The following is a 17308-nucleotide window of genomic DNA, read 5'->3' as shown; positions in this document are numbered from 1 at the left end:
AATCATTCGCGTTGCAGGAAGGCGGCGACACAGCGACTCCCCGGGAGCTTACAAAAGTAAGTGACCGGGGGGAGCCAGGAAGCCAACACCCCTGCAGCGTGAAGGATGAAGCGTATTTATTCGTCTTCCAGTAAAGCTTCATACGCGGCGGCATCCAGCAGCGCGGCAACCTGCGCTTCGTCGCTGGCTTTAATTTTGAAGATCCAGCCGTCGCTGTACGGGTCGCTGTTGACCAGTTCCGGAGAGTCGTTCAGCTCTTCGTTGACGGCAACGATTTCACCGCTAATCGGCGCGTAGATATCGGAAGCCGCTTTCACGGATTCGGCAACGGCGCAATCAGCGCCCGCTTCAACGGTGGCGCCCACTTCCGGCAGGTCAACGAAAACCATGTCGCCCAGCAGCTCCTGCGCATGCTCGGTGATCCCGACGGTATAGGTGCCGTCTGCTTCTTTACGCAGCCATTCGTGTTCTTTGCTGTATTTCAGTTCTGCTGGTACGTTGCTCATCAATTCATCTCCAAAAAAGGGAAATCACACAATGGCTTTGCCATTGCGTACAAAACCAGGTTTAGTCACTTTTACCGGCATTTCACGGTTACGAATTTGCACCACCGCGGTGTCGCCAATCCCGGCCGGCACGCGCGCCAGCGCGATGCTGTAGCCCAGGGTCGGCGAGAAGGTGCCGCTGGTGATAATGCCTTCTTTTTGATTACCGTCGCTATCGGTAAAACGGACCGGCAGGCCGCCGCGCAGGACGCCTTTCTCGGTCATCACCAGGCCAACCAGCTGCTCGGTGCCTTTTTCGCGCTGCATCTCCAGCGCTTCGCGACCGATAAAGTTACGATCGGCGGGCTCCCAGGCGATAGTCCAGCCCATGTTCGCCGCCAGCGGGGAGACGCCTTCGTCCATCTCCTGGCCATACAGGTTCATCCCGGCCTCCAGGCGTAGGGTGTCACGCGCGCCGAGACCGCACGGCTTAACGCCAGCGTCCAGCAGACCGCGCCAGAAATCAGCGGCCTGCTCGTTCGGCATCGCAATTTCATAGCCCGCTTCGCCGGTATAACCGGTGGTGGCGATAAACAGGTCGCCGGACTGCACGCCAAAGAACGGCTTCATGCCTTCCACGGCCTGACGCTGCGCATCAGTAAACAGCGTCGCCGCCTTCGCTTTCGCCTGGGGGCCCTGCACCGCGATCAGCGACAGATCGTCGCGAACGGTAATTTCAAGGCCGTAAGGTTCAGCTTGCTCGGAGATCCAGGCGAGGTCTTTTTCGCGGGTGGCGGAGTTAACAACGAGGCGGAAATAATCTTCAGAAAGGAAATAGACAATCAGGTCATCGATGACGCCGGCGGAGGCGGTAAGCATTCCCGTGTAGAGCGCTTTGCCTGGGGTGGTCAGCTTCGCCACATCGTTGGCCAGCAAATAGCGCAAGAACTCGCGGATCCGGCTGCCGTGGAAATCGACGATGGTCATATGCGACACATCGAACATCCCTGCATCGCCGCGCACCGCATGGTGCTCATCAATCTGGGATCCGTAATGCAGCGGCATCATCCAGCCATGGAAATCCACCATGCGAGCGCCGCATAGCGTGTGTTGTTCATACAACGGAGTCTGTTGAGCCATCTTTTCCTCATCGAATAAAACGGAACCAGCCACGAGATTGTCGGCGATTTTGCGCCACGAAATTCGGCGACGGCACCGCTGACGGACGCCGACGCAAACGTTCTCTTTTGCCTGAACTTACCACCGAACCCGGCGCTAAACCATAAGCTCATTCAGGGCATCACATTAGCTTATGACTAAAATCCGCCGAAAAGACTACAGAGTTATTGACTGGAAAAAAGCGATTTATGCCACATAAAATTAACATTAAGCTTTCATCGATAAGGCAATGATGGTGTTTTATGCGATTTTACGGGCCTAATTTCTTTAACAAAAAAAAGAGCGCATTAATAAAACTAATGCGAAAAAAGAGGTGAAATTAGAATATTTCAAATGAGGGAGAAAACCCGGCACGCAGGCCGGGTAAAAGAAGTGTGACGGGGTTAACGTAACCAGGCGGGGAGATCGTTGAGGCCCATCGCCTGACGAATCAGCTGCGGTTTTACGCCAGGCAGCGAATCGGCCAGTTTGAGCCCCATGTCGCGGAGGAATTTCTTCGCCGGATGGCTGCCGGAGAACATTTCGCGGAATCCCTGCATACCCGCCAGCATCAGCGCGGCGCTGTGTTTGCGGCTGCGCTCATAGCGGCGCAGGTACAAATGCTGGCCGATATCTTTCCCCTGCGCATGCAGGCGCCTCAACTCGTCGATAAGCTCGGCGGCGTCCATAAAGCCAAGGTTCACCCCCTGCCCGGCCAGCGGGTGGATGGTATGCGCGGCATCGCCGACCAGCGCCAGGCGGTGGGCGGCAAACTGACGGGCATAGCGGCCGGTCAGCGGGAAAACTTCACGTTCGCTTGCCAGCTGGCAGAGGCCGAGGCAATTATCGAAGGCGATATTCAGCGCCTGGTTGAAGGTGGCTTCATCAGCCCCCTGCATCCGCTTCGCTTCCGCTGGCGACAGCGACCAGACGATCGAGCACAGGTGCGGATCGCTGAGCGGCAGGAAGGCCAGAATACCCTCGCCATGGAACGCCTGGCGTGCCACCGCCTGATGCGGCTCAGCGGTGCGAATCGTCGCCACCAGCGCATGATGGTGGTAATCCCAGAAGGTCAGCGGAATATCGGCCTTATTACGCAGCCATGAATTCGCGCCATCAGCGCCCACCACCAACCTCGCGGTCAACATGCTGCCGTCCTGCAGGCTGAGAAAGGCTTCGTTTTCACCCCACGCCACCTGCTGTAGTTCCGCAGGCGCCAGCAGGGTGACGTCAGCGCAGCGCTGCGCTTTCTGCCACAATGCGTGATGCACCACGGCATTTTCAATAATATGGCCCAGATGGCTAAAGCCCATGCTCTGGTCATCGAAGCTAATGCGGCCGAAGCTGTCTTTGTCCCACACTTCCATACCGTGATAGCAGCTGGCACGCTGGGCGACGATCTCGCGCCAGACATCCAGCTTAGTCAGCAACTTTTCGCTGGCGGCATTGATCGCCGAAACGCGCAGCGCCGGCGGCGCATCGGCGGCCAGAGGCTGCGGCGCTGCTTTCTCCAGCACCGCGACGCGCAGGCCGCTGCCCTGTAAACCGCAGGCTACCGCCAGTCCCACCATTCCACCGCCAACAATGGCAACATCAACACTTTGCACGTTTTACTCCTTAACGGGGAACCCAACCGAGGGTACGCTGCGCCAGCGCATCGCGCGCCGGGGTAAATAAGTCCATGGCCATCAGACCGACGTTGCGCCCCGCCACCAGCGGCGCCCAACGGTTGGCAAACAGATGCACCAGCCCATCGGTGACACCGATAGTGGCGGCTTTATCACCTGCCCGCCGTGCCTGGTAGCGGCACAGCAGGGAATAATCGCCCACATCGTCGCGGGCCACATGCGCATCGGCAAGCATCTCCGCCAGGCTCATCACGTCGCGCAGGCCGAGGTTAAAGCCCTGCCCGGCGATCGGATGCAGCGTCTGCGCCGCATTACCGACCAGCGCCAGGCGATGCGACACCGCACGGGTGGCGGTGGTTAAGGCTAACGGATAGACGCTGCGCTTACCGGCATGGGGAATACGCCCCAGCCGCCAGCCGAATGCCTGCTGTAACGCCTGACAAAAACGTTCGTCAGACCAGCTCTGTACCTCGTCGCGCCGCGACTGCGGATGGCACCACACCAGCGAACAGCGCCCTTGCGACATCGGCAGCATCGCCAGCGGGCCATGCTCGGTAAAGCGCTCGAAGGCGCGGCCTTCGTGCGGCAACGCAGTGCTAACGTTAGCAATGATCGCTATCTGCTCATACGGCTGCTGCTGCCAGCTGATGCCGCAGTGAGCGCCCAGCGACGAACGGGAACCGTCCGCCGCCACCAGCAGCTTACCGTTGATGATTTCGCCGCCCTCAAGCGTAAGGCTGACGCTCTCCTCGCGGCGGCTGACCGCTTCCACTTTCGCCGGACAGTGCAGGGTGACGCCCGGCGCCTCGCGCAGCAGACTAAACAGCCGCTGGCCGACATCGTGGAGTTCAACCACCTGCCCCAGCGCCGACAAGCCGTAATCGGCCGCCGCCAGGTTCACAAAACCAGCGTGACCACGGTCGCTGACATGGACCCGCTGGATGGGCGTCGCTCGTTTAGCCAGGGTCTGCCAGATACCAATGCGCGCCAGCTGCTGGCAGGTACCGGCCGCCAGGGCAATTGCCCGATCGTCAAAACCGGGATGGCGTGACGAATGCGGATCCTGCGCCTCAATCAGATGGACCGGCAGGGCGCCGCCGGTCAAACGGGAGATGGCCAGCGCGAGCGTCGCCCCGGTCATCCCGCCGCCGACGATCAGCACGCTCATGACTGGCGCGCCGCCGCCATCAGCGCCTCGATCTCATCCGCCTTCTTCACCACGCTGGCGGTGAGATTTTCGTTGCCGTCTTCGGTAATGACGATGTCATCTTCAATACGAATGCCGATGCCGCGATATTGGGCCGGCACGTCGGCATCGGTGGCGATATACAGTCCCGGCTCGACGGTCAGCACCATTCCCGGTTCCAGTACCCGCGAACGGTCGGTGTCGTAATTACCGACATCGTGCACATCCAGACCCAACCAGTGGCTCAGGCCATGCATAAAGTACGGGCGGTGGGCGTTGTTGGCGATGAGCTCGTCAATCTCGCCTTTCAGGATCCCCAGCCGCACCAGGCCGGTAATCATAATGCGCACCACTTCCTGATTAACTTCATAAATGGAGGTGCCCGGACGATACAGTTCCAGCGCAGTTTCCAGCGATTCCAGCACGATGTCGTAGATTTCACGCTGCGGCTTGCTGAATTTACCGTTAACCGGGAAGGTGCGGGTGATATCGCCCGCATAGCCGCGGTATTCGCAGCCGGCGTCAATCAGCACTAAATCGCCATCGCGCAGCTCGGATTCGTTTTCGGTGTAGTGCAGAATGCAGCCGTTTTCGCCGCCGCCAACGATGGTGTTATAGGACGGGAAACGCGCGCCGTGGCGGTTGAATTCATGGAGAATTTCGCCTTCCAGCTGATACTCGAACATGCCAGGGCGACATTTTTCCATCGCCCGGGTATGGGCAAGGGCGGAAATTTCGCCGGCGCGGCGCATCACTGCCAGCTCTTCCGCAGATTTAAACAGGCGCATCTCATGCACGATGGGCCGCCAGTCGATGACCGAGTTCGGCGCCTGCAGATTCTGGCGCGAGCCTTTGCGCAGTTTTTCGAGGGCGTTAAACACAATCTCATCGGCATAGGCATATTCACCCTGGGCGAAGTAGATAGCATCCAGGCCGTTGAGCAGCTGATACAGCTGCTGGTTGATTTCGCTAAACGCCAGCGCACGATCCACACCGAGCTTCGCCGGCGCGGCATCCTGGCCCAGACGGCGACCGAACCAGATCTCAGCGGTCAGATCGCGAACCCGGTTAAACAGCACGCTATGGTTGTGCGTTTCATCGCTTTTGATCAACACCAGCAGCGCTTCCGGTTCGTTGAAGCCGGTGAAGTACCAAAAATCGCTGTTCTGCCGGTAGGGATATTCCGAATCTGCGCTACGCACCGCTTCCGGTGCGGCGAAAATCAGCGCCGCGCTGCCTGGCTGCATCTGCGCCAGCAGCGCCTGGCGACGCGAGAGAAATTCCTGCTGAGTCATGACGCCCCCTGAACGAATTTTAGTTAGTGTAATGTCGGTTTGCGGACTTCCGGTGCGGTTGGCTGCTGACGAGAAAAAGTGTCGTGGCACAGCAGTGCGGCAACGCGGACATACTCGATAATCTCCTCCAGAGACATCTCCAGCTCTTCCTGATCTTCGTCTTCATCGTAGCCCAGCTGGGCAATATTACGCAGATCGTCAATCGCTTCCCCGGTCTCGTCTTTCACTTTATCCAGCTTCGGTTGGCTGACGCCAAGGCCGAGCAGGAAATGGTTGACCCAACCGGCGAGAGCGTCGGCGCGGTCGAAGACGCTTACCGCATCGCCTTCCGGTAGATACAGTTGAAAGAGGAAACCGTCGTCATCCAGTGAATCGCTGATGGCGGAATGCATGTTACGCAGCGCCTGGGCCAGTTCATGACCAAAGGCGAGCCCTTCGTTGGTCAGGTCGTGCACCAGCGGCAGCCAGCTGCTGTCCGTGTTGCCGCCGCACAGCAATCCGCTGATCAAACCGTGCATTTCGGCTGGGGTGAGGCCGACCCCTTGTTGGTTCAGTAACTGGTCTACATCGTTGTAACCAGGCATTTCGTTCTGTATAGACATGCGCATTCGTCATCGTTGGGAGGAATATTCATGATATGCTACCACTTTGGACCCTGGTGAACCAGAAAAGGGCTTGTATCCCTGCACCAGGGTAGCTATAGTGTCGCCCCTTCGCAGACCCAGGCTCGGATGTGAAGGCAGCGCAGTCAATCAGCAGGAAGGTGGCATGTCTGCACAACCCGTAGATCTCCAAATTTTCGGCCGTTCACTGCGAGTGAATTGCCCGCCTGAACAAAGGGATGCCCTGAATCAGGCAGCTGAAGACCTTAATCAGCGGTTGCAAGATTTAAAAGAACGCACTAGAGTCACAAATACTGAGCAGCTGGTCTTCATCGCCGCGTTGAACATCAGCTATGAGTTGACTCAGGAAAAAGCGAAGACCCGCGACTACGCTTCGAGCATGGAGCAGCGCATTCGGATGCTTCAGCAGACCATTGAACAGGCATTGCTTGAGCAAGGTCGCATAAGCGAAAGACCAGGGTCAAAGTTTGAATAACACTTTGCAGTTAACTGTGTTAGAGTAATTCCAGAACAAAATTTCTCTGAGATGTTTGCAAGCGGGCCAGTCCCCTGAGCCGATATTTCATACCACAAGAATGTGGCGCTCCACGGTTGGTGAGCATGCTCGGTTCGTCCGAGAAGCCTTAAAACTGTGACGACACATTCACCTTGAACCAAGGGTTCAAGGGTTACAGCCTGCGGCGGCATCTCGGAGATTCCCTTCTTTAGTTCGCATTATCCCAACGCTCTAGTTTTCGGCTGCTGCCGCCCTGTATTACACTTCCTCGTACTGTTTCGCTTGCTCGTAATGAGACCTGTATGACCCTACAGCCTGATATCCCGCTCTCCAGACAGCATATTCGCCAGCAGATCCGCGAGCGTCGCCGCGCGCTCAGCCCGGAGCAACAGCGCCTGTTTGCCCAACAGGCCGCCGAGCGGATGATGGCCTGGCCGCCGGTCGTACTCGCTCATACCGTGGCGCTGTTCCTCTCCTTTGACGGCGAGCTGGACACCCAGCCGCTAATTGACCAGCTCTGGCGCGCCGGCAAACGGGTGTATCTCCCGGTGCTGCATCCGTTTAGCCCCGGAAACCTGTTGTTTTTACACTACCATCCACAGAGCCAACTGATAGTGAATCGCCTGAAAATCCGCGAACCGAAGCTCGATGTGCGGGACGTGCTGCCGCTCGCTGAACTCGATGTGCTGGTGACCCCGCTAGTGGCCTTCGATGTCAGTGGCCAACGGCTGGGAATGGGCGGCGGTTTTTACGACCGGACGCTGCAAAACTGGCAGCAGTATCGCCTGCAGCCGGTAGGCTACGCGCACGACTGCCAGCAGGTGGATAGCCTGCCAAGCGAAGAGTGGGATATCCCGTTACCAGCGGTGATCACCCCGGGAAAAACCTGGAGTTGGTAGGTACGCGAGGACGAGAATTTCAGCCTGGAAAGTATTAACAAAAAAACGGGCAGGTACGCGACCTGCCCGAGAGGCAAAAATGATTAAAACAGCAGACGGGCGCGGATAGTCCCCGGGATCGCTTTCATTGCCTGCAGCGCCTGCTGGGCAACATCTTCTTCCGCTTCAATATCAATAACCACGTAGCCCATCTGCGGCGACGTTTGCAGATACTGCGCGGCAATGTTGATGCTCTGCGCGGCGAAGATCTGGTTGATGGCGGTCAGGACGCCCGGCCGGTTCTCATGGATATGCAGCAGACGGCGGCCGCCATGCAGCGGCAGAGAAACTTCCGGGAAGTTAACTGCCGACAGGGTTGACCCGTTGTCAGAGTACTTCGCCAGCTTGCCAGCCACTTCCAGACCGATGTTCTCCTGCGCTTCCTGGGTCGAACCGCCGATATGCGGAGTCAGGATCACGTTATCAAACTCGCACAGCGGCGAAGTGAAGGGGTCGCTGTTGGTGGCGGGTTCTGTCGGGAAGACGTCGATAGCCGCCCCGGCCAGATGCTTACTCGCCAGCGCATCGCATAGCGCCGGAATATCCACCACGGTACCGCGGGAGGCGTTGATCAGCAGCGCGCCCGGCTTCATCAGCGCCAGCTCTTCCGCACCCATCATGTTTTTGGTGGAGGCGTTTTCCGGCACGTGCAGGCTGACCACATCGCTCATGTTCAGCAGGTCGGAGAGATGCTGAACCTGGGTGGCGTTGCCGAGCGGCAGTTTATTTTCAATATCATAGAAGAAGACATGCATCCCCAGCGATTCCGCCAGAATGCCGAGCTGGGTACCGATATGGCCGTAACCGATAATCCCCAGTTTCTTGCCGCGCGCTTCAAAGCTGCCGACCGCCAGCTTATTCCATACACCGCGATGCGCCTTGGCGTTGGCTTCCGGCACGCCGCGCAGCAGCAGCAGCAGCTCACCGATGACCAGCTCGGCCACCGAACGGGTATTCGAGAATGGCGCGTTAAACACCGGAATACCGCGCTTCGCGGCGGCGTTCAGATCGACCTGGTTGGTACCGATGCAGAAGCAACCCACGGCAACCAGTTTTTCCGCCGCAGCGAAAATCTCTTCAGTCAGATGGGTACGGGAACGCAGGCCGATGAAATGGGCATCACGGATCGACGCTTTCAGCTGTTCGGAGTCCAGCGCGCCTTTATGAAATTCAATGTTGGTGTAACCTGCTGCGCGAAGGCTATCGATTGCCTTTTGATGCACACCTTCAACCAGCAGAAATTTAATCTTGTCTTTTTCCAGTGATACCTTAGCCATTTCCCCGTCCTGTTTTGTCTTAACTGATGTCGTGCTGAACGAAAGTTCGTCTCAGCAACATATCAAAAAAAACTATCGCGGCAATATGAACGTTTGCGTCGCCGTCCTGAAGAAATGTCATCCAGAGGGAAATGACAGGACAAAACACCAGAAAGAAGATTAATGGTAGCGTGTTAATCAGAATGGTTGCATAAATGTGACAGAAGTCACCAAATTGCACCAGGTGAAAAAATATTTGCGAGGGAGCCGACTGGCTCCCTGCGGACAGACTATTTTACGATGGTTTTCACGCCATCGGCCGTACCGATCAGTGCCACGTCGGCCCCGCGGTTGGCGAACAGCCCTACGGTCACGACGCCAGGGATGCCGTTGATGGCATTCTCCAGCGCGACAGCATCAAGAATTTCCAGGCCATGCACGTCCAGGATGACGTTGCCGTTATCGGTCACCACGCCCTGACGGTACTCCGGACGACCGCCCAGCTTGACCAGTTGACGCGCGACGGCGCTGCGCGCCATCGGAATGACTTCAACCGGCAGCGGGAATGCGCCGAGAATATCAACCTGCTTGGAGGCATCGGCGATGCAGATAAATTTATCGGCGACCGAAGCGATAATCTTCTCACGGGTCAGCGCCGCGCCGCCGCCTTTGATCATTTGCATATGGCCGTTGATCTCATCCGCGCCATCAACATAGATCCCCAGGCGATCGACACTGTTGAGATCGAAGACGGGGATCCCGAGGCTTTTGAGCTTTTCGGTAGAGGCATCGGAGCTGGAGACCGCGCCTTCAATCTGCCCCTTCATCGTGCCCAGCGCGTCAATAAAATGGGCCGCCGTCGAGCCGGTGCCTACGCCGACAATGGTCCCTGGCTGTACGTATTGCAGCGCCGCCCAACCTACTGCTTTTTTCAGTTCATCCTGCGTCATAATTATGGTCCGAGATGTGAATGCCTGTGGCGCATTATAGAACATCGACAGTGGAAATGTCCCTGCGATGCAGATCACACAACTGAGCAGACCAATTTCGTCTGTATCAAATAAAAATTTATGTCATAGTGCGAGATAACGATTAGTTATGGGGGCACGCCAGAATAATGAAACGACCGGACTACAGGACACTACAAGCGCTGGATGCGGTGATTAGGGAACGAGGATTTGAGCGCGCCGCGCAGAAGCTATGTATTACCCAGTCCGCCGTCTCACAGCGTATTAAGCAGCTGGAAAATATGTTCGGTCAACCGCTGCTGGTGCGCACCGTGCCGCCACGCCCCACCGAGCAGGGGCAAAAGCTGCTGGCCCTGTTACGCCAGGTTGAACTGCTGGAAGAAGAGTGGCTGGGCGACGAGCAGACCGGCTCCACGCCGCTGCTGTTGTCGCTGGCGGTGAACGCCGACAGTCTGGCCACCTGGCTGCTGCCGGCGCTGGCCAATGTTCTGTCAGACTCCCCTATTCGTCTTAACCTGCAGGTGGAAGATGAAACCCGCACCCAGGAGCGCTTGCGCCGTGGGGAAGTGGTGGGCGCAGTGAGTATCCAGCCGCAGGCGCTGCCAAGCTGTCTGGTGGATCAGCTCGGCGCGCTCGATTACCTGTTTGTCGCCTCAAAAGAGTTTGCGCAACGCTATTTCCCGAACGGCGTGACGCGTTCTGCGCTGCTGAAAGCGCCGGTCGTCGCCTTTGATCATCTGGACGATATGCATCAGGCGTTCCTGCAGCAAAACTTCGACCTGCCGCCGGGTAGCGTCCCCTGCCACATCGTTAACTCATCAGAAGCCTTCGTGCAGCTGGCGCGCCAGGGCACTACCTGCTGTATGATCCCGCATCTGCAAATCGAAAAAGAGCTGAAAAGCGGCGAGCTTATTGACCTCACGCCCGGTCTGTTCCAGCGTCGTATGCTGTACTGGCACCGCTTTGCGCCGGAAAGCCGCATGATGCGCCGGGTGACCGATGCGCTTATTGATTACGGCCACAAAGTGCTGCGTCAGGATTAAATCCCCGGCATAAAAAAAGCCACTTCCCGGAAGTGGCTTTTTTGTTTCTATCGCTTACTGCGCTGGTTTCGGCTCTTCCGCCGGTTTCGCCGGCGCGGCTGGCGCGGCGGCCTGAGCTGGCTGCAGCTCAAAGACCACGTCAACCTGGTCGTCAAACTGGATAGTCGCCTGCTCGTAGGTTTCCTGGGCTGAAACCGGCGCAGCGTCAGCGGCCTTCATCATACGCACCATCGGGCTCGGCTGATAGTTGGAGACGTGGTAGCGCACGCTGTAGACCGGCCCCAGCTTGCTCTGGAAGCCAGCCGCCAGCTCCTGTGCCTGATGCACCGCGTCATCGATCGCCGCTTTACGCGCCTTATCCTTGTAGGCATCCGGTTGCGCAACGCCCAGCGAAACGGAGCGGATTTCGTTCAGTCCCGCCTTCAGCGCGCCGTCCAGCAGGCCGTTAAGTTTATCCAGCTGGCGCAACGTCACTTCCACGGTGCGCACCGCCCGATAGCCTTTGAGAATGCTTTTCCCGTTCTGATAGTCATAATCAGGCTGGGTACGCAGATTCGCAGAGCTAATGTCTTTTTTCGCGATACCACTCTTTTCAAGGAAAGAGAGATACTGCGCGACGCGATCGTCTGCCTGCTTTTTCGCCGATGCGGCATCTTTCGCCGCGACGTTCACTTCGATCGCCAGGGTGGCAATATCCGGAACCGCGGCAACGCTTGCTGTGCCTGAAGTCACAATGTGCGGACCGTCTGGCAATTCGTTTGCCTGTGCCGCCATTGTGCTAAATCCGAGTGCTGCCGCCAGGGCTAAGACTTTTAACTTCACTGTCGTTTCTCCATGTTACTTAAATCGCCCTTACGGGACGCATGCCAGCAAGCTTAGCGCGTACAGCAGGAAAGTCCATCGGACAACGCTTAGTTGAGCAACGCCAGGATATGGCCGACGCCCTCTTTTGCCAGCTGAAATGCAATAAACCACATGACGGCGCCGACCACAATATTGATGATCCGCTGGGCTTTGGCGGTACGCAGCCGCGGCGCCAGCCAGGCGGCTAACAGCGCCAGGCCAAAGAACCACAGGAAAGAGGCGCTAATGGTCCCCAGCGCAAACCAGCGCTTCGGCTCCACCGCCAGCTGCCCTCCCAGGCTGCCCAGCACCACAAAGGTATCCAGGTAAACATGCGGGTTCAGCCAGGTGACCGCCAGCATAGTTATAATGATTTTCCAGCGCCCCTGCTGCATCACCTCGGCGCTGGCGAGCTCAAGATTCTGACTGAACGCCGTTTTCAGTGCGCCGAAGCCATACCACAACAAAAAGGCCACGCCGCCCCAGGTCACTATCGCCAGCAGCCATGGGGATTGCATCAGCAGCGCGCTACCGCCAAAAATACCGGCGCAGATCAACAGCAAGTCGCTGACCGCGCACAGCAGGGCAATCATCAGGTGATACTGACGACGGATCCCCTGATTCATCACAAAAGCATTTTGCGGGCCAAGCGGCAAAATCATTGCCGCTCCCAGGGCAAGACCCTGAAAGTAATAGGTAAACATAAGGATTTTTCCGCTGTGTTCGAGAGTGGCGCTGACTATAACGCGAATGGATTATTAGCGGAAATTGAAAGTATTAATCATTAATAAGCTAAGCTAATAGTGAGCCATTAAAAAAGGCCGGCATGGCCGGCCTGACTCTGTCAGTGATGATTTACTCTGCTTTTTCCGGCAGTTGTACCACATGAACATCCATCTGCGGATACGGGAAACTGATGCCGTTAGCGTCGAAATCACGCTTAATACGCTCCAGCACGTCCCAGTAGACGTTTTGCAGATCGCTGCTTTTGCTCCACACGCGAACCACGAAGTTCACCGATGAGGCGCCAAGTTCGTTCAGGCGTACGGTCATTTCGCGATCGCGCAGAATACGATCGTCAGATTCGATAATCGAGGTCAGCAGCTGCTTCACCTTGTCGATATCAGCATCGTAGGATACACCAATGATAAACTCATTGCGGCGCGCCGGTTCGCGGGAGAAGTTAATGATGTTGCCGGCGATGATTTTGCCATTCGGCACCACCACGATTTTGCCATCTGCGGTACGCAGGGTGGTGGAGAAAATCTGCACGTTCTGCACGGTGCCGGCGATACCGCCGAGATCGACATATTCACCCGCGCGGAACGGGCGGAACATCACCAGTAGTACGCCTGCGGCAAGGTTCGACAGCGATCCCTGCAGTGCTAAACCCACCGCCAAACCGGCGGCACCCAGCACAGCAATGACCGAGGCGGTCTGCACGCCTACCCGGCCCAGGGCGGCAATCAGGGTGAAGGCGATAACCGCGTAACGCACCAGCGCCGAGAGAAAATCAGCAACGGTGGCATCAATCTTACGCGCCAGCATCAGGCGGTTGACGGTGTTAGAGACGATGCGCGCCACGATCATCCCGATGACCAGGATAACGATCGCCGCCACGATGTTGACGGCATAGCTCAGCAGCAGCTCCTGGTTGCGTGCCAGCCACGTCCCGGCGTTGTTGATGCTATCGACAACGTTCAAATCTTCCATTTAACATTCCTTATGAATCCCCGAACGGGGAAGTAAATAACTCAGCCTGCAACAGGGCAGTCAGGTTATAGGGTAAACAATAAGTGCACGTTTTGCCAAATGGATCACAGTTTTCCTGCACGCTATCCTGTTGTTAAAGTAATAAAAAAGCCCGCATTGCTGCGGGCTTCAGGGTAAGAAACAGATTTTTCTTACAGAACGTCGATCGCGTTCAGCTCTTTAAATGCCTGCTCCAGACGGGTCACCATGGAAGTCTGTGCAGCACGCAGCCATACGCGCGGATCGTAGTATTTCTTGTTCGGCTGGTCTTCGCCTTTCGGGTTGCCCAGCTGGCCCTGCAGGTAAGCTTCGTTAGTTTTGTAGTACTGCAGGATACCGTCCCAGGTCGCCCATTGGGTGTCGGTATCGATGTTCATTTTCACTACGCCGTAGCTGACGGAGTCTTTGATTTCCTGAGCGGAAGAACCGGAACCGCCGTGGAAGACGAAGTTCAGGCTGTTGTGCGGCAGGTTGTGTTTCTTGGAAACATATTCCTGAGAGTCGCGCAGGATGGTCGGAGTCAGAACCACGTTACCCGGTTTGTACACGCCGTGTACGTTACCGAAGGAAGCGGCAATGGTGAAGCGCGGGCTGATTTTGCTCAGCTCGGTGTAGGCGTAATCCACATCTTCCGGCTGAGTGTACAGGGCGGAAGCGTCCATGTGGCTGTTGTCCACGCCGTCTTCTTCACCACCGGTGCAACCCAGTTCGATTTCCAGGGTCATGTCCATTTTGGCCATGCGCGCCAGGTATTTAGAGCAGATTTCGATGTTTTCGTGCAGGGACTCTTCAGACAGGTCGATCATGTGAGAAGAGAACAGCGGTTTACCGGTAGCAGCGAAGTGTTTTTCACCGGCGTCCAGCAGACCGTCGATCCACGGCAGCAGTTTCTTCGCGCAGTGGTCAGTGTGCAGGATAACCGGCACGCCGTAGTGCTCAGCCATCTGGTGCACGTGGTGCGCGCCAGAGATAGCGCCGAGGATAGCAGCACCCTGAGGAACGTCAGTTTTCACGCCTTTACCTGCGATGAACGCGGCGCCGCCGTTAGAGAACTGAACGATAACCGGAGAGCGAACTTTCGCAGCAGCTTCCAGAACGGCGTTGATGGAGTCAGTACCTACGCAGTTTACCGCCGGCAGTGCAAAGTTGTTTTCTTTCGCTACCTGGAACACTTTCTGAACGTCGTCGCCAGTGATGACGCCCGGTTTTACGAAATCAAAAATTTTAGACATGTTACTTAGTCCTGTATCTGTATCTTCGACCGTTGAAGAAGGTTCGCGAGCCCTTAAGCGCGCTGAAAAACAGGCGGGTTTCCCCGCCTGAACTGAATTACTGCTTAGCGCGCTCTTCGAGCATCGCTACTGCCGGCAGGACTTTGCCTTCGACGAATTCAAGGAATGCGCCGCCGCCAGTGGAGATGTAGGAGATTTTGTCAGCGATGCCGAACAGGTCGATCGCTGCCAGGGTGTCACCGCCGCCGGCGATGGAGAAACCTTCGCTGTCCGCGATAGCGTTAGCCACGATTTCAGTCCCTTTACGGAAGTTCGGGAATTCGAATACGCCAACCGGGCCGTTCCACAGGATGGTTTTGGCGTTTTTCAGGATGTCGGCCAGTTTCTGTGCGGAAACGTCGCCAAGGTCCAGAATCTGCTCGTCATCTTTGATGTCGTTAACAGATTTCAGGGTTGCCGTTGCGGTTTCGGAGAACTCGGTCGCCACGCGAACGTCCGTCGGAACCGGGATATCACAGGTGCTCAGCAGGCGCTTAGCTTCATCAACCAGGTCTGCTTCGTACAGGGATTTACCAACGTTGTGGCCCTGGGCAGCAACGAAGGTGTTGGCGATACCGCCGCCGACGATCAGCTGGTCAGCGATTTTAGACAGGGAATCCAGCACGGTCAGTTTGGTGGACACTTTAGAACCACCCACGATAGCGACCATCGGACGAGCCGGCTCTTTCAGCGCTTTACCCAGCGCGTCCAGTTCAGCGGCCAGCAGCGGGCCTGCGCACGCCACGTCAGCAAATTTGCCGATGCCGTGGGTGGAAGCCTGCGCGCGGTGCGCAGTACCGAAAGCATCCATCACGAACACGTCGCACAGCGCGGCGTATTTTTTGGACAGCGCTTCGTCGTCTTTTTTCTCGCCTTTGTTGAAGCGAACGTTTTCCAGAACCACCAGCTCACCGGCAGCCACTTCCACGCCATCCAGGTAGTCTTTAACCAGACGTACCGGGTTGGACAGTTTGTCTTTCAGGTAATTAACAACCGGCAGCAGAGAGAATTCTTCGTTGTACTCGCCTTCGGTCGGACGACCCAGGTGAGAAGTAACCATGACTTTCGCGCCCTGCTTCAGCGCCAGTTCAATGGTCGGCAGAGATGCACGGATACGTGCGTCGCTGGTTACTTTCCCGTCTTTAACTGGTACGTTCAGATCCGCACGGATAAAAACGCGTTTACCAGCCAGATCCAGATCGGTCATCTTAATTACAGACATGGTGAATCCTCTCGTTGATTCATAAAGTTTTGTCGACGTTTATGCGTCGAACCTGAAACCAATAGCCGCCATCGCTAACGTCGTGTCGAGCATTCGGTTAGCAAAGCCCCATTCGTTATCGCACCAGACCAGCGTTTTGATCAGATGCGCGCCACTGACCCGGGTTTGCGTGCCATCAACAATAGCACTGTGCGGATCGTGGTTAAAATCTGTCGAGACCAACGGTAATTCCGTATAGTCAACTATACCATGAAATGCACCTTGTGCTGCTTTTTGCAGCAACTGGTTGACTTCACATGCTTTTACCGGTTTTTTCACCGTCACGCTCAGGTCAATTGCCGTCACGTTTATCGTCGGCACCCGCACGGCAATCGCTTCAAAACGGTCATTAAACTGCGGGAAAATACGGGTGATCCCTGCCGCCAGTTTGGTATCCACCGGAATGATCGACTGGCTGGCCGCGCGGGTACGCCGCAGATCCGGATGGTAGGCGTCAATCACCTGCTGGTCATGCATCGCCGAATGAATGGTGGTGACGGTGCCGGACTCAATGCCATAGGCATCATCTAACAGTTTAATGATCGGAATAATGCAGTTGGTGGTGCAGGAGGCGTTGGAGACAATGCGGTGCTCGGCGCGGAGCTCATCCTGATTGACGCCATAGACCACCGTCGCGTCGAGATCGTTGCCGCCAGGATGGGAGAAGAGCACTTTCTTCGCGCCAGCCTGCAGATGGGCTTCGCCGTGTTCACGACTCCCGTATACGCCGGTGCAGTCGAGCACCACGTCTACCGCCAGCTCGCGCCACGGCAGCGCCGCAATGGTCGGCTCGTGTAGCAGGCGGATGGCATCATCGCCAACAAACAGCTGTTCGCGCTCCTGACGGACATCCCAGGCGAAGCGGCCATGGCTGGTATCATATTTCAACAAATGCGCGATCCCTGCCGCATCCGCCAGCTCATTGATTGCCACCACGGTGATTTCCGCACGACGCCCGGACTCATATAGCGCACGAACCACGTTGCGTCCAATACGACCGAAGCCATTAATCGCGATGCGAATGGTCATAGATCTCCTGCAAGGCTGACCCTTTTTTGAGGTGGCTGACAGAGTAATCCAGCAACGCTCTGAGGGGAACCTTACC

General features: G+C 56.8%; 17 protein-coding genes and 1 other RNA gene. 4 read left to right on the top strand and 14 right to left on the bottom strand.

Annotated elements, in window-relative coordinates:
• Window positions 1-116: 116 nt before the first annotated feature.
• From gcvH to SP68_RS03835, 6 genes are all read right to left on the bottom strand, one after another.
• A complete protein-coding gene (gcvH, locus tag SP68_RS03860) occupies window positions 117-506 on the bottom strand; it encodes a glycine cleavage system protein GcvH (RefSeq protein WP_020077973.1) in 390 nt (129 codons plus the stop codon).
• 24 nt (window positions 507-530) lie between these two features.
• Complete coding sequence (gene gcvT / locus SP68_RS03855; RefSeq protein ID WP_008806440.1) at window positions 531-1625, bottom strand: glycine cleavage system aminomethyltransferase GcvT; 1095 nt, start codon at window positions 1623-1625, stop codon at window positions 531-533.
• Between the two features lie 422 nt (window positions 1626-2047).
• A complete protein-coding gene (gene ubiI, locus SP68_RS03850) occupies window positions 2048-3250 on the bottom strand; it encodes an FAD-dependent 2-octaprenylphenol hydroxylase (protein ID WP_040968866.1) in 1203 nt (400 codons plus the stop codon).
• Window positions 3251-3260: 10 nt separating this feature from the next.
• On the bottom strand, window positions 3261-4439 hold the full coding sequence (gene ubiH, locus SP68_RS03845) for a 2-octaprenyl-6-methoxyphenyl hydroxylase (protein WP_040968867.1): 1179 nt from the start codon (window positions 4437-4439) through the stop codon (window positions 3261-3263).
• Window positions 4436-5752, bottom strand: a complete 1317-nt coding sequence (gene pepP, locus SP68_RS03840; protein WP_008806443.1) for a Xaa-Pro aminopeptidase — start codon at window positions 5750-5752, stop codon at window positions 4436-4438. The genes ubiH and pepP overlap by 4 nt, the downstream gene beginning before the upstream one ends.
• A 23-nt stretch (window positions 5753-5775) precedes the next feature.
• The gene (locus tag SP68_RS03835; RefSeq protein ID WP_008806444.1) at window positions 5776-6354 is read right to left on the bottom strand and encodes a YecA/YgfB family protein; all 579 of its coding nucleotides are present in this window, start codon (window positions 6352-6354) and stop codon (window positions 5776-5778) included.
• Window positions 6355-6520: 166 nt separating this feature from the next.
• Between SP68_RS03835 and zapA the strand changes: the two genes are divergently transcribed.
• The 3 genes from zapA (at window position 6521) to SP68_RS03820 (ending at window position 7770) form a co-directional block, all read left to right on the top strand.
• The gene (zapA, locus tag SP68_RS03830; protein ID WP_004205298.1) at window positions 6521-6850 is read left to right on the top strand and encodes a cell division protein ZapA; all 330 of its coding nucleotides are present in this window, start codon (window positions 6521-6523) and stop codon (window positions 6848-6850) included.
• 40 nt (window positions 6851-6890) lie between these two features.
• A non-coding RNA gene (gene ssrS, locus SP68_RS03825) (6S RNA) lies at window positions 6891-7074 on the top strand.
• Between the two features lie 99 nt (window positions 7075-7173).
• Window positions 7174-7770, top strand: coding sequence for a 5-formyltetrahydrofolate cyclo-ligase (locus tag SP68_RS03820; protein ID WP_012967234.1), 597 nt, complete (start codon window positions 7174-7176; stop codon window positions 7768-7770).
• A gap of 83 nt (window positions 7771-7853) precedes the next feature.
• On the opposite strand, the gene serA is transcribed toward SP68_RS03820, so the two are convergent.
• Both serA and rpiA read right to left on the bottom strand, forming a co-directional pair.
• Window positions 7854-9086, bottom strand: coding sequence for a phosphoglycerate dehydrogenase (gene serA, locus SP68_RS03815; protein WP_008806446.1), 1233 nt, complete (start codon window positions 9084-9086; stop codon window positions 7854-7856).
• Window positions 9087-9355: 269 nt separating this feature from the next.
• Window positions 9356-10015: a ribose-5-phosphate isomerase RpiA gene (gene rpiA, locus SP68_RS03810; RefSeq protein WP_008806447.1), complete on the bottom strand. Its 660-nt coding sequence runs from the start codon at window positions 10013-10015 to the stop codon at window positions 9356-9358.
• A 167-nt stretch (window positions 10016-10182) separates the two neighbouring features.
• On the opposite strand from rpiA, the gene argP reads away from it, so the two are divergent.
• Window positions 10183-11076 (top strand): DNA-binding transcriptional regulator ArgP, encoded by an 894-nt coding sequence (gene argP / locus SP68_RS03805; protein WP_008806448.1) that lies wholly within the window; start codon window positions 10183-10185, stop codon window positions 11074-11076.
• 54 nt (window positions 11077-11130) lie between these two features.
• Here the strand turns inward: argP and SP68_RS03800 are convergent, their stop codons facing one another.
• The 6 genes from SP68_RS03800 to epd form a co-directional block, all read right to left on the bottom strand.
• Window positions 11131-11898 carry an oxidative stress defense protein gene (locus SP68_RS03800; protein WP_040968868.1) on the bottom strand — a complete coding sequence of 256 codons (768 nt, stop codon included), beginning with the start codon at window positions 11896-11898 and terminating at the stop codon, window positions 11131-11133.
• Window positions 11899-11987: 89 nt separating this feature from the next.
• Window positions 11988-12623, bottom strand: coding sequence for an arginine exporter ArgO (argO, locus tag SP68_RS03795; protein WP_008806450.1), 636 nt, complete (start codon window positions 12621-12623; stop codon window positions 11988-11990).
• 151 nt (window positions 12624-12774) lie between these two features.
• A complete protein-coding gene (locus tag SP68_RS03790) occupies window positions 12775-13632 on the bottom strand; it encodes a small-conductance mechanosensitive channel MscS (protein WP_012967232.1) in 858 nt (285 codons plus the stop codon).
• A 191-nt stretch (window positions 13633-13823) separates the two neighbouring features.
• The gene (gene fbaA / locus SP68_RS03785; RefSeq protein WP_008806452.1) at window positions 13824-14903 is read right to left on the bottom strand and encodes a class II fructose-bisphosphate aldolase; all 1080 of its coding nucleotides are present in this window, start codon (window positions 14901-14903) and stop codon (window positions 13824-13826) included.
• 97 nt (window positions 14904-15000) lie between these two features.
• A complete protein-coding gene (gene pgk / locus SP68_RS03780; protein WP_008806453.1) occupies window positions 15001-16164 on the bottom strand; it encodes a phosphoglycerate kinase in 1164 nt (387 codons plus the stop codon).
• A gap of 39 nt (window positions 16165-16203) precedes the next feature.
• A complete protein-coding gene (gene epd / locus SP68_RS03775; RefSeq protein WP_004205289.1) occupies window positions 16204-17232 on the bottom strand; it encodes an erythrose-4-phosphate dehydrogenase in 1029 nt (342 codons plus the stop codon).
• Window positions 17233-17308 lie beyond the last annotated feature (76 nt).

It is taken from the genome of Klebsiella variicola (genome assembly GCF_000828055.2).
GTDB classification, from domain to species: Bacteria; Pseudomonadota; Gammaproteobacteria; order Enterobacterales; family Enterobacteriaceae; genus Klebsiella; species Klebsiella variicola.
This window is presented reverse-complemented; position numbering and strand designations above follow the sequence as displayed.

What these genes read in the sequence shown, in the direction of transcription:
- SP68_RS03790 (WP_012967232.1), bottom strand. Translation starts at nt 13,632, where the DNA reads ATGGAAGATTTGAACGTTGTCGATAGCATCAACAACGCCGGGACGTGG.
- pgk (WP_008806453.1), bottom strand. Translation starts at nt 16,164, where the DNA reads ATGTCTGTAATTAAGATGACCGATCTGGATCTGGCTGGTAAACGCGTT.
- argP (WP_008806448.1), top strand. Translation starts at nt 10,183, where the DNA reads ATGAAACGACCGGACTACAGGACACTACAAGCGCTGGATGCGGTGATT.
- fbaA (WP_008806452.1), bottom strand. Translation starts at nt 14,903, where the DNA reads ATGTCTAAAATTTTTGATTTCGTAAAACCGGGCGTCATCACTGGCGAC.
- gcvT (WP_008806440.1), bottom strand. Translation starts at nt 1,625, where the DNA reads ATGGCTCAACAGACTCCGTTGTATGAACAACACACGCTATGCGGCGCT.
- ubiH (WP_040968867.1), bottom strand. Translation starts at nt 4,439, where the DNA reads ATGAGCGTGCTGATCGTCGGCGGCGGGATGACCGGGGCGACGCTCGCG.
- serA (WP_008806446.1), bottom strand. Translation starts at nt 9,086, where the DNA reads ATGGCTAAGGTATCACTGGAAAAAGACAAGATTAAATTTCTGCTGGTT.
- SP68_RS03835 (WP_008806444.1), bottom strand. Translation starts at nt 6,354, where the DNA reads ATGTCTATACAGAACGAAATGCCTGGTTACAACGATGTAGACCAGTTA.
- SP68_RS03820 (WP_012967234.1), top strand. Translation starts at nt 7,174, where the DNA reads ATGACCCTACAGCCTGATATCCCGCTCTCCAGACAGCATATTCGCCAG.
- zapA (WP_004205298.1), top strand. Translation starts at nt 6,521, where the DNA reads ATGTCTGCACAACCCGTAGATCTCCAAATTTTCGGCCGTTCACTGCGA.
- argO (WP_008806450.1), bottom strand. Translation starts at nt 12,623, where the DNA reads ATGTTTACCTATTACTTTCAGGGTCTTGCCCTGGGAGCGGCAATGATT.
- epd (WP_004205289.1), bottom strand. Translation starts at nt 17,232, where the DNA reads ATGACCATTCGCATCGCGATTAATGGCTTCGGTCGTATTGGACGCAAC.
- pepP (WP_008806443.1), bottom strand. Translation starts at nt 5,752, where the DNA reads ATGACTCAGCAGGAATTTCTCTCGCGTCGCCAGGCGCTGCTGGCGCAG.
- rpiA (WP_008806447.1), bottom strand. Translation starts at nt 10,015, where the DNA reads ATGACGCAGGATGAACTGAAAAAAGCAGTAGGTTGGGCGGCGCTGCAA.
- gcvH (WP_020077973.1), bottom strand. Translation starts at nt 506, where the DNA reads ATGAGCAACGTACCAGCAGAACTGAAATACAGCAAAGAACACGAATGG.